24 protein-coding genes and 1 riboswitch are annotated in these 20,984 nt (G+C 59.8%); of the genes, 12 read left to right on the forward strand and 12 right to left on the reverse strand.

Annotated features, from left to right (window positions below; all coding sequences use genetic code 11):
- Nucleotides 1-173 precede the first annotated feature (173 nt).
- The 3 genes from ACYZTY_RS23370 (at nucleotide 174) to ACYZTY_RS23380 (ending at nucleotide 3,009) form a co-directional block, all read left to right on the forward strand.
- Nucleotides 174-1,139 carry a 2-hydroxyacid dehydrogenase gene (locus ACYZTY_RS23370; RefSeq protein WP_461955665.1) on the forward strand — a complete coding sequence of 322 codons (966 nt, stop codon included), beginning with the start codon at nucleotides 174-176 and terminating at the stop codon, nucleotides 1,137-1,139.
- 33 nt (nucleotides 1,140-1,172) lie between these two features.
- Nucleotides 1,173-2,171 carry a methyltransferase gene (locus ACYZTY_RS23375; protein ID WP_461955666.1) on the forward strand — a complete coding sequence of 333 codons (999 nt, stop codon included), beginning with the start codon at nucleotides 1,173-1,175 and terminating at the stop codon, nucleotides 2,169-2,171.
- A 39-nt stretch (nucleotides 2,172-2,210) separates the two neighbouring features.
- A riboswitch (yybP-ykoY riboswitch) is annotated at nucleotides 2,211-2,335 on the forward strand.
- A gap of 89 nt (nucleotides 2,336-2,424) precedes the next feature.
- Nucleotides 2,425-3,009 (forward strand): TMEM165/GDT1 family protein, encoded by a 585-nt coding sequence (locus tag ACYZTY_RS23380; RefSeq protein WP_461955667.1) that lies wholly within the window; start codon nucleotides 2,425-2,427, stop codon nucleotides 3,007-3,009.
- A 147-nt stretch (nucleotides 3,010-3,156) separates the two neighbouring features.
- On the opposite strand, the gene ACYZTY_RS23385 is transcribed toward ACYZTY_RS23380, so the two are convergent.
- On the reverse strand, nucleotides 3,157-3,972 hold the full coding sequence (locus ACYZTY_RS23385) for a M48 family metallopeptidase (RefSeq protein WP_461955668.1): 816 nt from the start codon (nucleotides 3,970-3,972) through the stop codon (nucleotides 3,157-3,159).
- Nucleotides 3,973-4,183: 211 nt separating this feature from the next.
- On the opposite strand from ACYZTY_RS23385, the gene ACYZTY_RS23390 reads away from it, so the two are divergent.
- Nucleotides 4,184-6,325: a methyl-accepting chemotaxis protein gene (locus tag ACYZTY_RS23390; protein WP_461955669.1), complete on the forward strand. Its 2,142-nt coding sequence runs from the start codon at nucleotides 4,184-4,186 to the stop codon at nucleotides 6,323-6,325.
- A 98-nt stretch (nucleotides 6,326-6,423) separates the two neighbouring features.
- On the opposite strand, the gene ACYZTY_RS23395 is transcribed toward ACYZTY_RS23390, so the two are convergent.
- Genes ACYZTY_RS23395 through ACYZTY_RS23405 form a run of 3 tightly spaced genes read right to left on the reverse strand, consistent with a single transcriptional unit; the run spans nucleotide 6,424 to nucleotide 7,535 of the window.
- Entirely contained in the window at nucleotides 6,424-7,047 is a 624-nt protein-coding gene (locus tag ACYZTY_RS23395; protein ID WP_461955670.1) for an SOS response-associated peptidase, read from the reverse strand.
- Between the two features lie 35 nt (nucleotides 7,048-7,082).
- The gene (locus ACYZTY_RS23400; protein ID WP_131059464.1) at nucleotides 7,083-7,343 is read right to left on the reverse strand and encodes a putative signal transducing protein; all 261 of its coding nucleotides are present in this window, start codon (nucleotides 7,341-7,343) and stop codon (nucleotides 7,083-7,085) included.
- Between the two features lie 9 nt (nucleotides 7,344-7,352).
- The gene (locus tag ACYZTY_RS23405; protein WP_461955671.1) at nucleotides 7,353-7,535 is read right to left on the reverse strand and encodes a CPXCG motif-containing cysteine-rich protein; all 183 of its coding nucleotides are present in this window, start codon (nucleotides 7,533-7,535) and stop codon (nucleotides 7,353-7,355) included.
- A 139-nt stretch (nucleotides 7,536-7,674) separates the two neighbouring features.
- Between ACYZTY_RS23405 and ACYZTY_RS23410 the strand changes: the two genes are divergently transcribed.
- Nucleotides 7,675-8,841 carry a 1-acyl-sn-glycerol-3-phosphate acyltransferase gene (locus ACYZTY_RS23410; RefSeq protein WP_461955672.1) on the forward strand — a complete coding sequence of 389 codons (1,167 nt, stop codon included), beginning with the start codon at nucleotides 7,675-7,677 and terminating at the stop codon, nucleotides 8,839-8,841.
- Nucleotides 8,842-9,022: 181 nt separating this feature from the next.
- On the opposite strand, the gene ACYZTY_RS23415 is transcribed toward ACYZTY_RS23410, so the two are convergent.
- Complete coding sequence (locus tag ACYZTY_RS23415) at nucleotides 9,023-9,301, reverse strand: hypothetical protein (protein ID WP_461955673.1); 279 nt, start codon at nucleotides 9,299-9,301, stop codon at nucleotides 9,023-9,025.
- A 192-nt stretch (nucleotides 9,302-9,493) separates the two neighbouring features.
- Between ACYZTY_RS23415 and ACYZTY_RS23420 the strand changes: the two genes are divergently transcribed.
- Nucleotides 9,494-9,700 (forward strand): hypothetical protein, encoded by a 207-nt coding sequence (locus ACYZTY_RS23420; protein ID WP_010458215.1) that lies wholly within the window; start codon nucleotides 9,494-9,496, stop codon nucleotides 9,698-9,700.
- A gap of 181 nt (nucleotides 9,701-9,881) precedes the next feature.
- On the opposite strand, the gene ACYZTY_RS23425 is transcribed toward ACYZTY_RS23420, so the two are convergent.
- A complete protein-coding gene (locus ACYZTY_RS23425) occupies nucleotides 9,882-10,466 on the reverse strand; it encodes a YajG family lipoprotein (RefSeq protein WP_461955674.1) in 585 nt (194 codons plus the stop codon).
- Between the two features lie 205 nt (nucleotides 10,467-10,671).
- On the opposite strand from ACYZTY_RS23425, the gene ACYZTY_RS23430 reads away from it, so the two are divergent.
- Both ACYZTY_RS23430 and mqo read left to right on the forward strand, forming a co-directional pair.
- Nucleotides 10,672-10,905 (forward strand): hypothetical protein, encoded by a 234-nt coding sequence (locus ACYZTY_RS23430; protein WP_131059469.1) that lies wholly within the window; start codon nucleotides 10,672-10,674, stop codon nucleotides 10,903-10,905.
- A 739-nt stretch (nucleotides 10,906-11,644) separates the two neighbouring features.
- Nucleotides 11,645-13,153 carry a malate dehydrogenase (quinone) gene (mqo, locus tag ACYZTY_RS23435; protein ID WP_461955675.1) on the forward strand — a complete coding sequence of 503 codons (1,509 nt, stop codon included), beginning with the start codon at nucleotides 11,645-11,647 and terminating at the stop codon, nucleotides 13,151-13,153.
- Between the two features lie 168 nt (nucleotides 13,154-13,321).
- On the opposite strand, the gene ACYZTY_RS23440 is transcribed toward mqo, so the two are convergent.
- The 4 genes from ACYZTY_RS23440 to ACYZTY_RS23455 form a co-directional block, all read right to left on the reverse strand.
- Complete coding sequence (locus ACYZTY_RS23440; RefSeq protein ID WP_027925977.1) at nucleotides 13,322-13,609, reverse strand: PA4642 family protein; 288 nt, start codon at nucleotides 13,607-13,609, stop codon at nucleotides 13,322-13,324.
- Between the two features lie 63 nt (nucleotides 13,610-13,672).
- Entirely contained in the window at nucleotides 13,673-14,158 is a 486-nt protein-coding gene (locus ACYZTY_RS23445) for a hypothetical protein (RefSeq protein WP_461955676.1), read from the reverse strand.
- 171 nt (nucleotides 14,159-14,329) lie between these two features.
- A complete protein-coding gene (locus ACYZTY_RS23450; protein ID WP_461955677.1) occupies nucleotides 14,330-14,803 on the reverse strand; it encodes a WbuC family cupin fold metalloprotein in 474 nt (157 codons plus the stop codon).
- A gap of 3 nt (nucleotides 14,804-14,806) precedes the next feature.
- The gene (locus ACYZTY_RS23455) at nucleotides 14,807-15,364 is read right to left on the reverse strand and encodes a hypoxanthine-guanine phosphoribosyltransferase (protein WP_008025895.1); all 558 of its coding nucleotides are present in this window, start codon (nucleotides 15,362-15,364) and stop codon (nucleotides 14,807-14,809) included.
- Nucleotides 15,365-15,540: 176 nt separating this feature from the next.
- Between ACYZTY_RS23455 and upp the strand changes: the two genes are divergently transcribed.
- Both upp and ACYZTY_RS23465 read left to right on the forward strand, forming a co-directional pair.
- On the forward strand, nucleotides 15,541-16,179 hold the full coding sequence (upp, locus tag ACYZTY_RS23460) for a uracil phosphoribosyltransferase (protein WP_461955678.1): 639 nt from the start codon (nucleotides 15,541-15,543) through the stop codon (nucleotides 16,177-16,179).
- A 2-nt stretch (nucleotides 16,180-16,181) separates the two neighbouring features.
- Complete coding sequence (locus tag ACYZTY_RS23465; protein ID WP_131059474.1) at nucleotides 16,182-17,456, forward strand: uracil-xanthine permease family protein; 1,275 nt, start codon at nucleotides 16,182-16,184, stop codon at nucleotides 17,454-17,456.
- Between the two features lie 102 nt (nucleotides 17,457-17,558).
- Here ACYZTY_RS23465 and hemH read toward each other — a convergent pair whose 3' ends face one another.
- Together hemH and ACYZTY_RS23475 are read right to left on the reverse strand one after the other, a co-directional pair.
- The gene (hemH, locus tag ACYZTY_RS23470; RefSeq protein WP_461955679.1) at nucleotides 17,559-18,584 is read right to left on the reverse strand and encodes a ferrochelatase; all 1,026 of its coding nucleotides are present in this window, start codon (nucleotides 18,582-18,584) and stop codon (nucleotides 17,559-17,561) included.
- 13 nt (nucleotides 18,585-18,597) lie between these two features.
- On the reverse strand, nucleotides 18,598-19,500 hold the full coding sequence (locus tag ACYZTY_RS23475; RefSeq protein ID WP_461955680.1) for a TIGR01777 family oxidoreductase: 903 nt from the start codon (nucleotides 19,498-19,500) through the stop codon (nucleotides 18,598-18,600).
- A 196-nt stretch (nucleotides 19,501-19,696) separates the two neighbouring features.
- On the opposite strand from ACYZTY_RS23475, the gene ACYZTY_RS23480 reads away from it, so the two are divergent.
- Nucleotides 19,697-20,683, forward strand: coding sequence for an NAD(P)/FAD-dependent oxidoreductase (locus ACYZTY_RS23480; protein WP_461955681.1), 987 nt, complete (start codon nucleotides 19,697-19,699; stop codon nucleotides 20,681-20,683).
- Nucleotides 20,680-20,895 carry a TIGR02450 family Trp-rich protein gene (locus ACYZTY_RS23485; RefSeq protein WP_461955682.1) on the forward strand — a complete coding sequence of 72 codons (216 nt, stop codon included), beginning with the start codon at nucleotides 20,680-20,682 and terminating at the stop codon, nucleotides 20,893-20,895. The genes ACYZTY_RS23480 and ACYZTY_RS23485 overlap by 4 nt, the downstream gene beginning before the upstream one ends.
- Nucleotides 20,896-20,984 lie beyond the last annotated feature (89 nt).

The raw sequence follows: 20,984 nt of genomic DNA on the forward strand, positions 1-20,984 counted from the left end.
CCTGCTCGCGATAGCGGTCTATCAGGCGACACAAATGTCGCCTGACACTCCGTCATCGCGAGCAGGCTCACTCCTACAGGGCCAGTGTCCAGCTTGGCACTGCGTAACCATTTGTTTCATCTGGTAGGCTCGGCAGATTACGCCTTCAGTTCACTGCACAAAAGGTACAGTTGATGACGAACTCTCGCCGCGCCGTTTTCCTCGACCATCCGTCGCTGGACTTGGGCGATCTCGACCTCAGCCCGTTGCGCGACTGCTTCGACGACTTGCAGCTGTTCGCACAAACCGCGCCGGATCAGGTGATCGAACGCCTCAAGGGCGCCACCGTGGCCATCAGCAACAAAATCCTGATCGATGCGGCCGCCATCGCCGCCAGCCCGGACCTGACGCTGATTTTGATCACCGCCACCGGCACCAACAACGTCGACCTCGCGGCCGCTCGCGTCCACGGCATCACTGTCTGCAACTGTCAGGGTTACGGCACGCCGTCGGTGGCGCAGCACACGATCATGTTGCTGCTCAACCTGGCCACGCGCCTGGCCGATTATCAGAAAGCCGTCGGTGAAGGCCGCTGGCAGCAGGCGAAACAGTTCTGCCTGCTGGATTACCCGATTGTCGAACTCGAGGGCAAAACCCTCGGCCTGCTCGGCCATGGCGAATTGGGTGGCGCAGTCGCGCGGCTGGCCGAAGCGTTCGGTATGCGCGTGCTGCTGGGCCAGATTCCGGGGCGCCCTGCCCGGTCGGATCGCTTGCCGCTGGATGAACTGCTGCCGCAAATCGACGCCCTCACCCTGCATTGCCCACTCAACGAACACACCCGGCACTTCATCGGTGCCCGAGAACTGGCCTCGATGAAAGCAGGTGCTTTCGTGGTCAACACCGCGCGCGGCGGCTTGATCGATGAACAGGCGTTGGCCGATGCCTTGCGCAACGGTCATCTGGGCGGCGCGGCCACCGATGTGCTGAGCGTCGAGCCACCGACTGCCGGCAATCCCTTGCTGGCCCACGACATCCCACGGCTGATCGTCACACCGCACAACGCCTGGGGCAGTCGTGAGGCGCGGCAGCGGATCGTCGGTCAATTGACCGAAAACGCGCTGGGCTACTTCAGCGGTAAAGCGCTGCGGGTCGTCAGTTGATAGACTGCGGCACTTTTTTTCACAGGAGCAGTTATGGATCCGCGCAGTGAAGTACTGCTTCGTCAGGCCGAGTTATTCCAGGGTTCGGTGCTGCTGGCCGGTTTGCCCGCCGACGATTTGCTGGGCCGACTGCCCGATGCCCACGGCTGGTGCTGGCACGCCGGCGATCAAGCGGCGCTGGACGCGCGTTTTACCGAGCGCAGCCATTTTGGTGTGAACGCGCCCGAGCGTGAGTTCGAGACAGCCGTGGTGTTTTTACCCAAGTCCAAGGACCTGACCGACTACATCCTCAACGCCCTCGCCTCGCGCCTGGCCGGTCGAGAGTTGTACCTGGTGGGTGAAAAACGCAGCGGCATCGAAGGCGCGGCCAAGCAACTGAACCCGTTCGGCAAGCCACGCAAGCTCGACAGCGCGCGGCATTGCCAACTCTGGCTGGTCACCGTGGCCAACGCGCCAGAAGCCAAGTCGCTGGAAAGCCTGGCCCAGACGTATGAATTGCCGCTGGCCGAAGGTCCGCTGAAAGTCATCAGCCTACCGGGCGTATTCAGTCACGGTCGGCTGGATCGTGGCAGCGCGCTGCTTCTGGAGCATCTGGACAAGTTGCCGAGCGGCCACTTGCTCGACTTCGGTTGCGGCGCGGGCGTGTTGGGCGCCGCGGTGAAGCGTCGTTATCCGCACAATCAGGTCACCTTGCTCGACGTCGACGCATTCGCTGCCGCCAGCAGTCGCCTGACGCTTGCCGCCAACGGTCTGGAAGCCGATGTGATTACCGGCGACGGCATCGATGCGGCACCGATGGGCCTGAGTGCAATCCTGAGCAATCCACCGTTCCATGTCGGCGTCCATACCGATTACTTCGCCACCGAGAACTTGCTGCGAAAAGCGGCTAAACATCTGAAAAACGGCGGCGAACTGCGCCTGGTTGCGAACAGCTTCCTGAAGTATCAACCGCTGATCGAAGAGCATCTGGGCGTGTGCGCGATCAAGGCTGAAGGACAAGGTTTCAGGATCTACCGGGCCAAGCGTGGATAAAACTTTCTGCTTGCCCAATCGGATTCGCCTAGGCAGAATCCGCTCCGTCCTAGGGGAGTAGTCTCCCACGAGCGCCATGCTCGTCCGGCATACGTCAACATACTTGGTCAACAGACCATGGCGTATGCGACCCAAGCGTCCGCATCAGACGGATCGCAGGGTTTGACAAGACCTATGACACGAACACCTTACCCGGGGCGGGAAGGCTGTACGTGTCATAGCCGTGTCGACCCGCCCCTTAGGAAAACCCCTGATGCTGGACTCTCTGCTCGTTCCCACCGCAATCGTTGCCTTGGCCGAAATCGGCGACAAGACGCAACTGCTCGCGCTCATTCTCGCTGCGCGCTTTCGCAAACCCTGGCCGATCATCGCCGGCATCGTCGCCGCGACCCTGGCCAACCACGCGGCAGCCGGCGCGGTAGGTGCCTGGTTCGGGAGTTTCTTCTCGGATGCAGTGTTGCACTGGATCCTCGCAGCGAGCTTCGCCGCGACCGCGTTGTGGACCCTGGTGCCGGACAAGATGGACGACGACGAAGCCAGCACCGCCCGCAAATTCGGGCCGTTCCTGACCACGCTGATTGCATTCTTTCTTGCCGAAATGGGCGACAAAACCCAGGTCGCCACGGTGATGCTCGCCGCGCAATACCCGGAGCTGTGGCTGGTGATCATCGGCACCACCGCCGGGATGTTGATTGCCAACGTGCCCGTGGTGTTGGCGGGTAACTTTGCGGCGGACAAATTGCCGCTCACCCTGATCCGTCGCCTGGCGGCGTCGGCGTTTTTTGTCCTGGCGATTGTGGCGGTGTACAAGGCGATGCAGAGCAGCGGGTGGGTTTGACGCGCTAGGTTGGTAGACCGCGTAATCGTTCATCGCGGGCAAGCCCGCTCCCACAGGTTTTTGGTCAATTACATAATTTGTGTACAACACAAAACGTGTGGGAGCGTGGCTTGCCCGCGAAGGCGTCAGTGGCGTCAATGCCTACTTTCAGGACTTCGGCGCTTTTTCATACAACGGCATCACCTTCGGAATCGCTGCCTGCAACGCCGATGTCCGGCTGCTCGAAGACGGGTGCGTACTAAGAAATTCCGGTGGAGCTCCTTCAGAAGCCTTGCTCATCTTGTCCCACAAGGTCAGCGCGGCATTCGGGTTGTAACCGGCGCGAGCCGCCAGTTCCAGACCGATCAGGTCGGCTTCGTTTTCATTGGTGCGGCTGTTGGGCAATGTCATCAACAGGTTCACGCCGTTACTTCCCACCTCCACGAGCTGCACTGGCGCCCCGGCCGCTACGGCAATTTGCTGCGCAAAAGCCACGGGATAGGCCTTGGACAGCGCTTCACGGCCGTGCTCGCGCAGGGCGTGGGCGATTTCGTGGCCCATCACTGCCGCCAGTTCGTCATCGGTCAGTTGCAGTTTGTCGATCAACCCGGTGTAGACAATGATTTTGCCGCCAGGACCGCAGTTGGCGTTGAGATCATCGCTCTTGATCAGGTTGACCTCCCACTTCCATTGCGCAGAATCAGGGCGAAACATTGGCGCCTGAGCAATCAGACGATCGGCAACCATCTGAACACGCTTGGCGTCAGCACTGGTTTTATCGAGGATGTTTTTGTTGCTGGCATCGCCCAACGTCTGCTGGTAGTCCTGCGCATACGCTTGGTTGACCTGCTCACTCGACAGCAACGTAAACATCTTTTGCTGGCGTACGACACCGACTTCACCGGCACTGGTAGTGTTCACGGTCTCACAGCCGTTGAGCAACAGCGCCGAGCCCAACACGCACGCAACCAGAGACTTGTTCATCAAGACACTCCCTTTAATCCGCCACCCGATCGAGAGACGGTCGTAGCAAAAGATTCATACAGCACTGACTGCCTGACTGCACAAAGGTTCGGCACCTGTCTGATAGCGACATCGAACCGTCCAAAACAGCCATTTGCCCCTTCACCGCTCATGCCCCGCGCAGGCTCTGCCGATACACCTCCGCAGACGTCCTCTTGCGTGCGGAGCACCCATGAAATTCAAGTCGATCCAGTTTTCCGTGGCAGCCCTCGCCGGCGCCATCGTTCTTAGCGTAGTCGCCGCGCTGGTGCTGTACGCACTGTTTTCCGGTGCCCGGACGCAAGACATGGTCCAGGAGCGGACCCAGGCGCAATTCGAGCAAGTGATCGAGCAACGCCTGACCTCTCTGGCGCAAACCCAAGTCAGCCAGATCCAGCGCGAACTCGAAGCGCCGCTGCTGATCGCCGGCGGCCTGGTGCGGGTCAACGCGCTGATCGGCACACCGGGCGCCGATGGCCAGCCGCAGCTGAGCCTGAGCCGTGAGCAGTTGATCAGCCTGATCAAGGAAAACGTGGCCAGGAACCCGAAGATTCTCGGCATTTATATAGGCTGGGAAAAAGACGCGCTCGACCACAACGACGCAGCCTACGTCGACACAAAAGTGGTCGGCATCGACGCCAGCAACGGGCGCTTTCTGCCGTGGTGGTTCCGCAACGAGGACGGCACCCTGGGCCTGGACAAACTGGTGGACGTCGACGACCAGAAAACCCTGTCCACCGGGGTCCGCGCCAGCGAGTACTACCTGTGCTCGAAAGAAACCAAAAAATCCTGCGTGATCGATCCGGCGCCCTACAAGGTCGGCGACAAGATCGTCATGCTCGCCTCCTTTATTGAACCGATCATGCTCAACGGCGCGTTTCAGGGCATCGTCGGTGCCGACCTGTCGGTGAACTTCATCCAGGAAATGTTGCTGGGCGCGAATCAGAAACTGTACAGCGGCGCAGGGGAAATGGCGCTGATCGGCGGTAACGGCCGGATCGTTGCCTACACCAAAGACCCGAGCAAATTCGGTGAGAAGGTCAGCGACATCCTCGACAGCAAACAGATCGCCAACATGGCCAACCTCAAGCGCGGCGAAGTGACTTACACCGTCGACAAGACCCAGGGCCGGATCGAGTTGTACCTGCCGTTTGGCATCGGCCAGACCGATGCGCGCTGGACCCTCATGCTGCAGCTGCCATTGAACGCAGTGATGGCCGACCTGCAAAAACTTCAGGGCGACCTGGACGCCCAGCGCAAGTCCGACACCTTCGGCATGGCCATGGTCGGTTTGTTGATCGCGGGCATCGGTTTGCTGGTGATCTGGCTGGTGGGCCACGGCATTGCCCGCCCACTGAAGCAAATGGTCGCCATGCTCGACGATATTGCCAAAGGTGAAGGCGACCTGACGCGCCGCCTGACCAGCGACCGCGCCGACGAACTGGGCTCGATCGCCAAAGGCTTCAACACCTTCCTGGCCAAGTTGCAGGCGATGATCACCCAGGTGGTGACGTCGGTGCAGAGCGTCAGTGATTCGTCTGAACACACCGCCGACATTGCCATCCGCACCAACATCGGTGTGCAGAAACAAATGGCCGAGATCGATCAAGTGGCCACCGCCGTGCATGAAATGACCGCTACCGCGCAAGACGTGGCACGCAACGCGACCCAGGCCGCGCAAGCCGCCAGCCATGCCGATCAGGCAGCGGCCCAAGGCATGCAGATCGTGCGCGACACGTCGAACTCGATTGGCGTGCTGGCGGTGGAAATCGGCAAGGCTGTCGGCGTGGTCCAGACCCTGGCCAAGGACAGTGAGAACATCAACGCGATCCTGACCGCCATTCGCGGGATCGCCGAACAAACCAATCTGCTGGCCTTGAACGCGGCCATTGAAGCCGCCCGCGCTGGCGAACAGGGCCGTGGTTTTGCGGTGGTGGCCGATGAGGTGCGCAACCTGGCGCAGAAAACCCAGAAGGCCACGGAAGAAATCCAGACCATGATCCAGCAGTTGCAACAAGGCACCCGCGATGTGGTGCGGGTAATGGAAGACAGCCAGAACCGTACAGACGAAAGCGTGCAGCATGCGGCGAAAGCGGCCGAGGCCTTGGAGACAATTACTCAGGCAGTGTCGGTGATCAATGACATGAACACGCAGATTGCCAGCGCGGCGGAGGAACAGAGTGCGGTGGCGGATGACATCAACAGGAACGTGATCAACATTGGGCAAGTGGCCAATGAAGTGGCTGGCGGGGCGGATGAATCGAGTGCGGCGAGTGCGGATTTGACCAAGCTGGCTGAACAGCAGCGGCGGTTGATCAATCAGTTCAAGGTTTGATCCGAGGGCCTCTTCGCGGGCAAGCCTCGCTCCTACGGGTTAAGTGATCCCCCTGTAGGAGCGAGGCTTGCCCGCGAAGGCGTCAGCCCAGGCAACCATCAGCCGGGGGTCAAACACTCTGGCCCGTTCAGCTTCGGATCATTCACCAGATTCGCCAACACCCGCTCGCGCAATGCGGCGGGCTCACTGGCGAGCAACGCCTGCAACGCATGCAAAGGTGTTTCAGGATTCAGCCACGTCTCCTGCCCCGCCGCATCCAGAATCAACGGTCGACGCTGACTCGCCGCCGGCTGGGTGATCACTGCCGTGCTCAACCACACCTGCTCCTGCACCGGATACGCTTCCCAGATTGCCGCGAAAAACAATGTCGAACCTTCCCCCGGCGTCAGCCAGTACGGCCGCTTGCGGGTGGTGCCACGCCATTCGTAAAAGCCGTTGGCCGGCAGCAGGCAACGGCGTTCGCGCAGGGCCTGGCGAAACATCGGTTGTTCGGCAACGGTTTCGGCCCGGGCATGGGCCGGGGTACGGGACAGATCGGTCAGCCACGGCGGCGTCAAACCCCAACGCGCCCGCGCCAACTCACGCTGACCGTCTGTGCCTGCACGCAGCATCAGCACCGAATCGTTAGGGGAAATATTCCACTGGGCCTGCTGATCGGCAGGGAAGCCAGGCAGGGCCGCGAAGGCAGGGTTCCAGCGAAACAGGGCATAACGTCCACACATGGGGCAACACGACTCTCAATAAAACGAACGCCAGCCTAACAGACCAGCGTGCCGGGAAAACTGTCTGGTTCATCACCGGGCAGTGGCAGCGCGGCATTGTACGCGGTGATCAGCTCGCGGGCGTATTCGGCCTGGTCGTTATCCACCGACAAGCCCAGCAGGCCATAGACCGGCAATTCGCCGGTCCCGCCGAGCAAATCGCGCCCCACCAGATGCGCTTCGATGCCCTCGCTGGCCAGCATGCCTTGCAGCAACTCGCCTTCCATCAGGTTTTCCGGCTCGTAGATTCGCTGCATAGACGCCCCTCACTCGTTTTCGCTGAACACTTCGAGATGCCATTCCGCTCCGTCAACCTGCAACACAAACGTTATCGGGCGACAGCACACCTGGCAGTCCTCGATATAGGTCTGATCGCCCCCGGACAGATCCACGGTCGTCTCAACCTCTTCACCACAATACGGACATTCATACAGCGCAGTTTCCAGCATCGCGGTCTCCCAAGTGACTTGTGCGTATAATCGCCGGTCTATTTGCAGGGCTATTTTTGTCTGGCTACCTTTTCAGACCGTGCCCCGTTGGTTTTCGAGCAAAACCTTTACTTACCCTAGCCGTTTCTAACAAGAGAGCATGATGGGCGAATTCGATGCCATCCGACCGTACGACGATAGCGAAGTCCCAGCGGTGCTGGACAGGCTGCTCGGCGACAAGGCGTTTCTAGACATCCTCATCCACTTCCGCTTCCCGCGTTTTGCCGGAGCTTTCGGCTGGGCGCTCAAACCTCTTATAGCTCATCGGCTGCGCCGTGAGTTCGCCGGCGTCACATCGGTGGCCACGTTGCAGGACAAAGTCGAGATGTATGTCGACCACACCATCGAACGGGCCACGGACGGTGTGACGTACACCGGCGTCGAGCAGTTCAAGTCCGGCAGTGCGTACCTGTTCATCGCCAACCACCGCGACATCGTGATGGACCCGGCCTTCGTCAACTACGCCGTGTACCATGCCGGCTTGCCGACACCGCGCATCGCGATCGGCGACAACCTGCTGCAAAAGCCCTTCGTCAGCGATTTGATGCGCCTGAACAAGAGCTTTATCGTGCACCGTTCGATCACCGGTCGTCGCGAGAAGATGGCGGCGTATCAGCTGCTGTCGGCCTACATCAACCACTCGATCCGCAACGATTGCGCCTCTATCTGGATCGCCCAGGCCGAAGGCCGGGCCAAGGACGGCGACGACCGCACCGAGTCGGCGATCCTGAAAATGTTCCACATGAGCCGCAAGGACGAGCCGTTCGGCGAAGTCATCCGCTCGCTGAACGTCAGCCCGGTGTCGATCAGCTACGAATACGACCCGTGCGACCAGGCCAAGGCTCGCGAGCTGTTCATCCGCGCCACCACCGGCAGCTACACCAAAGTCCCGGGTGAGGACGACGTCAGCATCGCCAAGGGCATCACCGGCTACAAGGGCCGGGTGCATGTGAACTTCGCCGCGCCGATCACCGAACTGTTCGACGACACCAAGCAATTGGCGATCGAGATGGACCGGCAGATCCTCGGCGGCTACCGGTTGTTCCCGGTGCACTACCTGGCCTACGCGCAGTGGAAGGACGCCGACCCGCAATTGCAGGTGCCGAAAGCCGCCGAAGTGTTTGCGGCGGATGAACTGGCCAAGGCGCAGGAAGAATGGCAACGGCGACTGGAAGCCTGTCCTGAGGAACATCGTCCATTCATGGTGCTGCAATATGCGACGCCGGTGCGTAATCAGTACCGGGTGAAAGCGGGATTGCCGCTGTAAGGTTTTTGACTGGATACAACAACGGCGCCCTGTGGCGAGGGGATTTATCCCCGTTCGGCTGCGCAGCAGTCGTAAAGTCGGTACCCACGGTATGTCTGAAAAAATGTGGTTGCAGATTTTGGGGCCGCTTCGCAGCCCAACGGGGATAAATCCCCTCGCCACAGAAGCCCCCTCGCCACAGTCAGAACCGGGTGCTGATCCACGACACCAGCAACGCCAACCCCAGGCAGGCGAAACCGAAACGGTAGAAGAACCGGTTCATACGCAAGGTCGCCCAATCCAGAGTGGGCTCTTCGCTCGGGCGGCTCTGGCGCTGTGCTACCAGGCTGGCCATGGCGCGCTGTTCGCGGCGACGAGTGGCGTGCAGCAGCCAACCGCCCGGGAAGGCCAACAGCAAGGCCAGCAGGTTGATCAACTTGGCGGGATGGTGGGTGAACAGCGAAATCAAATGCAACGACATCACGGACCTCGGCAAAACAGGTGTGGCAGACGCCGAACCGACGACTGCGGCGCGGATTCTACCGAAAGCCTGTCCACCTGCCCTGCCTTTCCGATAAATAACGAAACATCTGACCGAATGCTGCCCTGTGTCACGGCTCCGTCATCTGAATACGCCAGTCTGGCCGCCCTCGAAACCGACACGGAAACCGTCATGCTTCACGCCGAAAACCAGGACCGCCTCTACCTCATCGCGCAGAGCGACGAACAACAAAACCTCGTAGGAAGCCTCGCCTTTAACGTTCAGGACCGCCACTGGCTGGTTTATTGCGCGTTGGGCGGGCATCAACATGCGGATTTGCCGGAGACGGATTTGCTGACAGGGGTGAGTGTGCTGGATTTTTATTCGCAAGCTGCCTGACTACCGCAGATCCCTTGTAGGAGCGAGGCTTGCCCGCGAAGGCGGTCTGACATTCAACATTAGAGTCGCCTGAAACACTGCTTTCGCGGGCAAGCCTCGCTCCTACAAAGGATCTGCGGTGCAGGCATGAAAAAGCCCGGGGCCATTGCTGGCACCGGGCTTTTTTGAATCTCGCGAACCATTACTCGCTGAGAATCTGACCAATCGTCGGGTCCTTGAACAGACGCGTCAACGCATCGCTCAACACATCACTGACCAGCTTGGTGTTGGTTTCCTGATTTGGCGCCATACCAAAACGCTGATCCAGGGACGCGCCATAACGACCGCTGTAACGACGGTTGGCATTCTGCACATCAGAGCGGAACGTCGCGCCAATGGTCGCCTCGGTCACGTACATGCCTTCTTTGGGCGACTGATACTTCAGCTCGGCCAGGGTCACCGTCAACTGCGGAGCATTCAGCGCATTCGACGTCGGGGTAAAGCCCAGCAGCCGCACGGCCGCCTCGGCCTGAGCCTGCAACTTCGGCAGGACCTGCGCGCCCTGCACGGTGATTGCGCTGGTCTCAGGGTACAAGCCACCACGGGTGCCCAGGGTTGGCGACGGACGACCGTCCACCACACGCACCACCACTGGCTGACCATGGCCGACCGGCGCCAGCTGAGTCGTCAGCTTGGGTTCAGGGTTCAGTTGTTGCGGGCTGTGGGCGCAGCCGACGAGGGTCAAACTGGTCACAGTGATCAAACCGAACAACAGGCGTTGCAACATGCTCTTCTCTCCAGAATCAGGCACAAACAGGCCCGCAGTATAGCTGTGCGCCACTGTCGCTAACTAGGGCAGCGCAATGATTGAAGTAATTTCCTACAAACCCATCAGAAACCGCCTCGTGTCACACATCTGTCATCGCCCATACACGTTCACGTCACGGCTCGCTGGCAACCTTCACAGCAGGTCACCCACAAGGTACTTCCCCATGCGTTATCTGATCTCGCTGTTCGCGCCACGTCCGTTGCACCGCAGCTTCGCCCTGCTCGACCGCAATGGCCACTGCCAGGCGTTCAAGCAGTGCAGCCTCCAGCCGATGGGCGATGGCTGGGTCGAAATCGAGGAAATCCGCCTCAACTGGCTGCACCATCCCCTGCCCCCGAGCGCCCGTGTCAGCCAGCGCCAGCCACGTGCACGGGTGCAACATCTGTTGACCACCTGACCAGACGCCTAATAAAAGTCATTAAACACGTCCATTTCCCTGCGTTTCTTAGATACAATCTCCCCCCGATTATAAGGACGTCTCCTGATCGGGCCTCGCAGCATCGTCAATGCTTCGGTATTGGCACCCCGCACCGCCCACAGAGAGCCGCCCACACAGATCGAGTGAAGCTGGCGCGCTTGCTGTTCCTTGAGCAAAAACCCCACTTTTCGCGAATCTGCAGAGCTGTCATTACGCTCGGTTACTGAGCTGTTTGCCCGTTTTGCCTGTCATGTACCCCATGACGGCAATCCATCCGGGCACAGTGCCAGGCTGGGACAGCCCTTTTTTGAGGTTCACGTCTTCAAAAGAGCGTGAAAAAAACGGGTTTTCACAACTTCACAAGAGTGTGGCGAGCAAATGAATAGTTTTGCGTCTGAACATGCACCATTAGCGTCTGAAACAGCCCAACGACACAGGACCGAGTACTCCTCGAACACCGGAGCCTGAAGCCTGTCCGCTACGGATTTGGTTGCACAAACGGATGTCTCGACCATAAGTCGAATTGCCAGCCGCGCGCTGAGATGAGTTCATGTAACTCTTTAGGCCCGGCCGCATGCATCCGTCGAAGTTGCGAAAAATTGCGAAGATTCGGACATGGCGACACTGACCACGGGTTCCTGGGGCATCACTGACACGCCCCTGAACGCCTGGCAGCCATGCCGACAATTTGGTGCTGCAGATTTTGGAGACGCGTTAAATGGCGCATAACGAAGCAGTCGACGTAGTACTGGTTGGGGCCGGCATCATGAGTGCCACCCTTGCCGTACTGCTCAAAGAACTCGACCCCGCGATCAAGCTGGAAGTCGTCGAGCTGATGGATTCCGGTGCCGCGGAGAGTTCGAACCCGTGGAACAATGCCGGTACCGGTCACGCCGGGCTGTGTGAGCTCAATTACACGCCGCAGGCCGCCGACGGCAACGTCGACATCAAGAAAGCCGTGCACATCAACACTCAGTTTGAAGTGTCGAAGCAGTTCTGGTCCTACCTCACCAAAAAAGGCACCTTCGGCTCGTGCAAGACGTTCATCAGCCCGGTGCCGCACCTGAGCTTCGTGCAAGGCAATGATGGTGTTTCCTTCCTCAAGGAACGCTTCAAGACCCTGAGCAAGCACCACGCGTTTTCGGACATGGAATACACCGAAGACAAGGCCACCATGGCCGAGTGGATGCCGTTGATGATGCCGGGCCGCCCCGCCGACGAAGTCGTCGCAGCCACACGCGTGATGAACGGCACCGACGTCAACTTCGGCGCCCTGACCAACCAACTGCTCAAGCACCTGACCAGCGCACCCGATGCCCAGGTCAAGTATTGCAAGCGCGTGACCGGCCTCAAGCGTAACGGCAGTGGCTGGACCGTCAGCATCAAGGACGTCAACAGCGGCAACTCCCGTGAAGTCGACGCCAGGTTCGTCTTCCTCGGCGCAGGCGGCGCGGCACTGCCGCTGTTGCAGGCGTCGGGCATCGAAGAAAGCAAAGGCTTCGGCGGCTTCCCGATCAGTGGCCAGTGGCTGCGTTGCGACAACCCGGAAGTGGTCAAACACCACCAGGCCAAGGTTTACAGCCAGGCAGCCGTGGGTTCGCCACCGATGTCGGTGCCGCACCTGGACACCCGTGTGGTCGATGGCAAGAAGTCCCTGCTGTTCGGACCTTACGCCGGTTTCACCACCAAGTTCCTCAAGCACGGCTCCTTTATGGACCTGCCGATGTCGGTTCGCGCCGGCAACATCGGCCCGATGCTGGCCGTGGCAAAAAACAACATGGACCTGACCAAGTACCTGGTCAGCGAAGTGATGCAGTCGATGGAACAGCGTCTCGATTCCCTGCGTCGTTTCTACCCTGAAGCGAAAGCCGAAGACTGGCGCCTGGAAGTGGCTGGCCAACGGGTGCAGATCATCAAGAAAGACCCGAAAAAGGGCGGCGTTCTGCAGTTCGGTACCGAGCTGGTCGCGGCCAAGGACGGTTCCCTTGCCGCCCTGCTCGGTGCCTCCCCAGGCGCGTCGGTGACCGTTTCGATCATGCTTGAACTGATCGAAAAATGCTTCCCGAACAAGGCGTCCGGTGAGTGGGCAGCCAAGCTGGCGGAAATCTTCCCGGCTCGGGAAAAGGTTCTGGAAACCGACGCTGCGCTGTATCGCAAGATCAATGCGCACAACAACGTCGCGCTGGAACTGGTTGAAGCCAGTAACGAGACCGAAAGCTACGCTTGATTCGGCTGCATAAAAAACGCCCCGTTCTCGTTGAGAGCGGGGCGTTTTTTTGTGCCTTTGAAAGATCGCAGCCTCGTTTCACTCGACAGCTCCTACAAGTAATTGCGCATACCTGTAGGAGCTGTCGAGTGAAACGAGGCTGCGATCTCTTGATCTTTACTTTCGAGATTAACCGCGCGCCTTGGCGATCAACTCGATGTAGTCGGCCGCATTGCGCTGATCCTTGATCAGGGCGACGAAGTCATTGCCGTGTTCATCCTTGCCATCCAGGTCCAGGCCGGCTTCGACGAAGAACGTCAGAAAACGCTCGAAGTCATCGATGCGCAGGCCACGGTAGGCCTTGATCAATTTGTGCAGGGACGGCGAAGTGGCGTCGACCGGCTCGAAATCGAGAAACAACTTGATCTGCTCATCGCCGATCTCGTCACCAATCACTTGTTTCTTATCTTTACGCATTGCCGACTCCAGCTCGCAGACATTTCACGGGGCGGGCAGTTTACCCCTGCCCGGGCACAAGGCTCAACGCGGACGAACAGCCCCGGTGTGCAGATCGGCCCAGATATGGCCGTTGGCGTAGCTGAGGAACTGGCAATACACCGTGTCATTGCGCAACAAGTCGATCACCACCCGGTACTGCGCCATCGGGTAAAACAGCGTCAGGGTCTTGCTCTTTTCGTCGTAGATCGGCTTCTTCAGGCTTTTGCTTTCGCCATCGAAGTTGACCAGCACCTGATTGATGGTCGCGCCCTTGTTCAAGGATTTGCCCTTGAGGCGGATCAGTAACGGTGAAGTGACCGGAATAGGCTGTTGATTGGACTGACGCTGGCTGCCGACCACCACCGAATACTCGGTAACCTGCAACAGTTGTTGCTGCTCGGGCTCCGCATCACGCAGGGTCAGGTCGTCAGGCGGCAGGAACTGCGCGTGCATCGGCGCCGGGGCGGCCGCCAGAGGCAGGCTGAGGGTCAGCAACAGGGCGGCGCAGCTGCGGATCAAAAGGCTCATGACGGGCTCCGGAGGGCGGGGCCGAGCACTCTAGCATGGCTGTTCACATTCCCTGTAGGAGCGAGCGGTGCGGCGATCCGACTTGCCCGCGAAGGCGGTGTGTCAGGCGATAACTGTTTTGACTGACACGACGCCTTCGCGGGCAAGCCTCGCTCCTACAAAGGGCGAAGATCAATCAAACTGCGCGCGCATCCACGCCTGATACTCGGCCACACCCGGCTCGCCTTCGCGTGGAGCCCAGTGCGCCAGCTCACTCTCGCCGACCGGACGATAAGGACCGGCCTTGCACTCGAACATCAGGCTGTCGGCTTCCAGGACTACCAGGCCATGGAACACACCGGTTGGCAGGTCCACGCCGACACAGTCACCACCCGCCACGAGGATTTGCTTCTTCACGACCACGCCGGACTCATCGAAGATCAGCAAACCGAGCCGGCCTTTGAGGACCAACAAGGTTTCGGCCTTGTTATCGCCCAAGTGCCGATGAGGGGGAATGTACGTACTCGGCTGCAAGCCCACGGCCATGCGATGGCACGGCTCTTCCATCTGATGGAAGTTGTGATGGTGGCGCCCGCGCGGATTGGCCGCAGCTTTCTCGGCCAATTCAGTGAACAGCGTTTGATCAAGAAAGCTCGGCGTGGCCAATGATCACATTCCTTTAACAGCAAAAATCCCGTTGGCGTTACGCCAGTAGCCTTTGTAGTCCATGCCGTAACCGAAGATGTAACGGTCGATGCACGGCAGGCCGACGAAATCGGCTTTGAGGTCCGGGCGAGCCTTGCGGTCGTGGTCCTTGTCGATCAGCACGGCGGTGTGCACTTTGCGCGCGCCGGCGTGTTTGCAGAAGTCGATGATCGCGCCCAGGGTGTGACCTTCGTCGAGGATGTCGTCGATGATCAGCACGTCGCGGTCGATGAACGACACTTCGGGCTTGGCTTTCCAGAACAGGTCGCCACCGCTGGTTTCGTTGCGATAACGGGTAGCGTGCAAATAGGACGCTTCCAGCGGGAATTGCAGATGGGTGAGCAGCTTTCCGGCGAAAATCAGCCCGCCGTTCATCACACAGAACACCACAGGGTTAGTGTCTGCCATCTGTTCGTTGATGTGTGCACCGACGCGGGCGATGGCCGCCTCAACTTCAGCTTCGGTGTACAGGCAGTCAGCCTCTCGCATGATTTGACGGATATGCTCGAGATCAGCGGACATGGCGCTCTCCAGGGGGTTTGAAAGGGAGGGACGGTTCAGGAAAAGCGGGCAAAGGTACGCATCAAGCGAGGCCAGATCAAGCGTTTGTGGACTAACGTACTCTATTGTCTATAGGACAACACCCTCGGATAGATTAATCTAGGCCGGTTTTTTTGCCCGCCGCCGGAGCCTTTCCCATGCCCATCCTCGAGATCCGCCATCCGCTGATCCGTCATAAACTCGGCCTGATGCGCCGCGCCGACATTAGCACGAAGAATTTCCGTGAGCTCGCTCAGGAAGTCGGTGCCCTGCTGACCTATGAAGCCACCAAAGACCTGCCGCTGGAATCCTACGACATCGAAGGCTGGTGCGGCACGGTGTCGGTGGAGAAAATCGCCGGCAAGAAAATCACCGTGGTGCCGATCCTGCGCGCCGGTATCGGCATGCTCGAAGGCGTGCTGAGCCTGATCCCGGGCGCCAAAGTCAGCGCCGTCGGCGTGGCCCGCAACGAACAGACCCTGCAAGCTCACACTTACCTGGAAAAACTGGTTCCGGAAATCGACGAACGCCTGGCGATGATCATCGACCCGATGCTCGCCACCGGCAGCTCCATGGTCGCGACCATCGACCTGCTGAAAAAGGCCGGATGCCGCGACATCCGCGCCATGGTGCTGGTTGCCGCGCCGGAAGGCATCGCAGCGGTAGGAAAAGCGCACCCCGACGTGATGATCTACACCGCCTCCATTGACGAAAAACTCAACGAACACGGTTACATCATCCCGGGCCTGGGCGATGCCGGTGACAAGATCTTCGGCACCAAGCAGAAGGACGCTTGAGCATGCAGCAAGAGTTCAACGATCCGCTCTGGCGCACGGTACTGTCTGGCGCACAGATGCTGTTCGTGGCCTTCGGCGCCCTGGTGTTGATGCCGCTGATTACCGGCCTCGACCCGAACGTGGCGCTGTTCACCGCAGGCCTGGGGACGATTCTGTTCCAGATCGTCACCGGGCGTCAGGTGCCGGTGTTCCTGGCGTCGAGCTTTGCCTTCATCACCCCGATCATTCTCGCCAAGGGCCAGTTCGGTCTCGCAGCGACCATGGGCGGCGTGATGGCGGCGGGCTTCGTCTACACCTTCTTAGGCCTGGCCGTGAAGATCAAAGGCACCGGTTTCATCGACCGCCTGCTGCCACCGGTGGTGATTGGTCCGGTGATCATCTCGATCGGCCTGGCCATGGCACCGATTGCCGCCAACATGGCGATGGGCAAGGCGGGCGACGGCACCGAGCTGATTCATTACCAGACCGCCATGCTGATCTCGATGCCGGCGCTGCTCACCACCCTGATCGTCGCGGTGTTCGGTAAAGGCATTTTCCGCCTGGTGCCGATCATTTCCGGCGTGCTGGTCGGTTTTGCCATGGCGTTCTACTTCGGTGTCGTCGACACCGCGAAGATTGCCGCGGCACCGTGGTTCGCGATTCCGCACTTCACCGCACCGGAGTTCAACTGGCAGGCGATTCTGTTCATCGTTCCGGTGGCCCTGGCGCCGGCCATCGAGCATATCGGCGGCGTGATCGCCGTCGGCAGCGTGACCGGCCGCGATTACCTGAAGAAACCCGGCCTGCACCGCACCCTGCTCGGCGATGGCATTGCCACCACCGCGGCGGGCCTGTTCGGCGGTCCGCCCAACACCACGTACGCCGAAGTGACGGGCGCGGTGATGCTGACCAAGAACTACAACCCGAAAATCATGACCTGGGCGGCAATTTTCGCCATCAGCCTGGCGTTCGTCGGCAAGTTCGGCGCGCTGCTGCAAAGCATTCCTGTGCCAGTGATGGGCGGGATTCTGTGCCTGTTGTTTGGTTCGATTGCCGCGGTGGGGATGAACACGCTGATTCGCCACAAGATCGACCTGGGCGAAGCGCGCAATCTGGTGATTGTGTCGGTGACGCTGGTGTTCGGGATAGGCGGTGTGCTGGTCGGCACCGGGACTGGCCCGGACGACTTCGGCCTCAAAGGCATCGCGCTGTGCGCGGTGGTGGCGATCGGGCTGAATCTGCTGCTGCCGGGCAATGACAGCTGGAAGCACAAGAAGGCGGATGAGCCGTTGTTGTAGTCAGCCTTGAGAATGCCTTCGCGGGCAAGCCTCGCTCCTACAGAGTGCGTCGTTATGTTGAGCGACACGCCTCTGTAGGAGCGAGGCTTGCCCGCGAAGCTTTTAAAGCGCCAACGGTGCTCGTTCACATAGAGTATTCAACGCCCTGGCCCACTGCGGATCATCGTTGAGGCACGGCACCAGCACCAGCTCCTCCCCCCCCGCTTCGCGGAACAATTCCTTCCCGCGATCACCGATTTCCTCAAGCGTCTCGATGCAATCGGCAACGAACGCCGGGCACATCACCAGCACCTTCTTCACGCCCATTCCCGCCAATTCATCGAGGCGTGCTTCGGTGTAGGGTTCGATCCATTTCGCACGGCCCAGACGGGACTGGAACGACACTGACCACGTGCCATTCGCCAGCCCCATGCGCTTGGCGAACTCCGACGCCGTGCGCAGGCATTGCGCGCGATAGCAGGTAGCCAAGACCTCTGGCGAAGCGTTTTTGCAGCAATCCTCATTCTTGAAGCAATGCTTACCCGTCGGATCGAGCTTGGTGAGGTGGCGCTCCGGCAAACCGTGGAAGCTCAGCAACAGGTGATCATAATCCTGCTGCAAATGCGGCTTGGCACTGGCCACCAGGGCATCGAGGTATTCCGGCTGATCGTAGAACGGCTGGAGAATCGACAGCTGCACATTGAGATTTTTCTCGCGCAACACCCGCTTGGCTTCTTCGACCACGGTGGTCACGGTGCTGTCGGCGAACTGTGGATAAAGCGGCGCGAGGGTGACTTTTTTGTAGCCCTGCGCCGCCAGCTGAACCAGTTTCGACTCAATCGACGGCTCGCCATAACGCATCGCCAGCTCCACCGGGCCGTGGGTCCACTGGGCGGTCATGGCCTGTTGCAGGCGACGGCTGAGCACCACCAGCGGCGAGCCCTCCTCCCACCAGATCGACGCGTAGGCGTGGGCCGACTGCTCCGGACGCTTGATCAGAATCAGCGACACCAGTAAACGTCGCACTGGCCATGGCAGATCGATCACGTACGGATCCATCAGAAATTGATTGAGGTAGCTGCGCACATCCGCCACCGAGGTGGAAGCAGGTGAACCCAGGTTAACCAGAAGCAATGCGTGATCGGTCATGCAACGTCCTATTTCAAAGGCGGCTGGACAGATCGTCCAGGGCCGCGCGCAAATCAGTGAACTGGAAAGTGAAACCCGCTTCCAGCAAGCGCGCCGGTACGGCCTTCTGGCCGCCCAGCAACAGCAGTGACAACTCGCCCAGGCACACTTTCAGGGCCAGGGCCGGCATCGGCATGAACGCCGGGCGGTGCAGCACGCTGCCCAATGTCTTGGCAAACTCGCTGTTGCGCACCGGTTTAGGCGCGCAGGCATTATAAGGACCGCTGGCGTCGTTGCGATGCAGAAGAAAATCAATCAGGGCGATTTGATCGTTGATATGAATCCATGGCATCCACTGCCGACCACTGCCCAGAGGCCCGCCCAGCCCCAACTTGAACGGCAGCAACAGCCGCGACAAAAAGCCGCCCTCGGCGGACAGCACCAACCCGGTTCTAATCAGAATCACCCGAACGCCCAAGGCCTCGGCGCGCTGGGCGGTTTCTTCCCAGGCAATGCACAACTGACTGGCGAAATCATCGATGGACGGCGGAGACGCTTCAGTCAGCTCCCGCTCGCCACTGTCGCCGTACCAGCCAATGGCGGATCCCGAGATCAGTACCTGCGGTTTCTGCTCACGGGTTTCGAGCCACGCCAACAAGGTTTCGGTCAGGGTGATCCGACTGCTCCAGAGCAAGGCTTTGCGTCTGGACGTCCACGGCCGGTCAGCAATGGGCGCGCCCGCCAGGTTGATAATTGCGTCCACGGGTTCTTGCCCGAGGTCTTCGAGCGACGCGACGCTGCGAACTTGGGCACCGCAGATTTTTGCGACTTTTTCCGGCGTGCGGCTCAAGACTGCCAGGCGATGTCCCTGGCTCAACCAGTGCCGGCAGAGTTGACGTCCTATCAAACCAGTACCGCCGGTCAGCAATATGTGCATGACTTCTTCCTCGCGTGGCGTTTTACCCTGTTCACTAGTCTATTTTTATAAGCAGGGATCTTTGATATCGGGCAGTGTCTGTGTTTAACAATAGGCCAAGCTGTCAGATCGAGAACGCTAAAAGTTATACCGAAAAACAATATTGTACAGGTTTAATCCACGGCGTAGTCTGTACAGAAAGGTAAACGAGGCCCCTATGACTGTACCTATCGCAATCATCGGCACCGGCATCGCCGGGCTCTCAGCCGCGCAAGCCCTGACAGATACAGGGCATGTCGTTCAACTTTTCGATAAAAGCCGCGGCAGTGGCGGACGCATGTCGAGCAAGCGCAGCGATGCGGGTGCCCTGGACATGGGCGCCCAGTATTTCACTGCCCGCGACCGTCGTTTTGTCACCGAAGTCCAGCGCTGGCAATCCAACGGCTGGGTCGCCGAATGGACGCCGCAGCTCTATACCTTCCACGGCGGCCAGCTCAACCTGTCGCCGGATGAACAGACGCGCTGGGTCGGTACGCCACGCATGAGCGCCATCACTCGTGGACTGCTCGGCGATCTGGAAGTGCATTTCGCCTGCCGGATCACCGAGGTGTATCGCGGTGAAGAACACTGGCATCTGCAAGACGCCGAGGGCTTCACCCATGGTCCGTTCAGTCACGTGGTGATCGCCACGCCGGCGCCTCAGGCGACTGCGCTGCTGGCTTCCGCGCCGAAACTCGCCGGGGCCGCCGCCGGGGTAAAAATGGAGCCGACCTGGGCGGTAGCGCTGGCGTTCGAGACTCCGCTGGATACCCCCATGGAAGGTTGCTTCGTGCAGGACAGCCCGCTCGACTGGCTCGCGCGCAACCGCAGCAAACCCGGGCGCGACAACACCCTCGACACGTGGGTGCTGCACGCGACCAGTGCCTGGAGTCGTCAGCATATAGACCTGCCCAAGGAGGCAGTGATCGAGCAATTGCACGGTGCGTTTGCCGAGCTGTTGCACAGTGCCATGCCCGCCCCGACCTTCAGCCTCGCACACCGTTGGCTCTATGCACGCCCCGCCAGCAGTCACGAATGGGGCGCCTTGGCCGATGCCGACCTGGGCCTCTATGTGTGCGGCGACTGGTGCTTGTCCGGACGTGTCGAAGGTGCCTGGCTCAGCGGCCAGGAAGCCGCGCGCCGCTTGCATGAGCACTTGCAGTGAATCGCATTTCCCCGAGTAAATTGCTGCTGTCGAAATGGACAGCAGCCCATCCGCAAAACCGCGAAAAACATTTTCTGGTGACCGAGTTGTTCCGAGATGAGGAAGGCACGGTGCTGGAGGTCGAGTTGCAGGCGGTGCTGACCCAACGTAATCAGCGTTTGACCTGGCAGACCCTGAAAGATAGCGACGCTTGGGTGTTGGGCTGGAAATAAGTCGCTCCCACAAGGGAATGGATCCTTCTCGAAAACTTATACAAATAATTTGACTTGTACACCTTTGAATCTATGATGAAGAACATGTT

It is taken from the genome of Pseudomonas sp. LB1P83 (genome assembly GCF_054897885.1).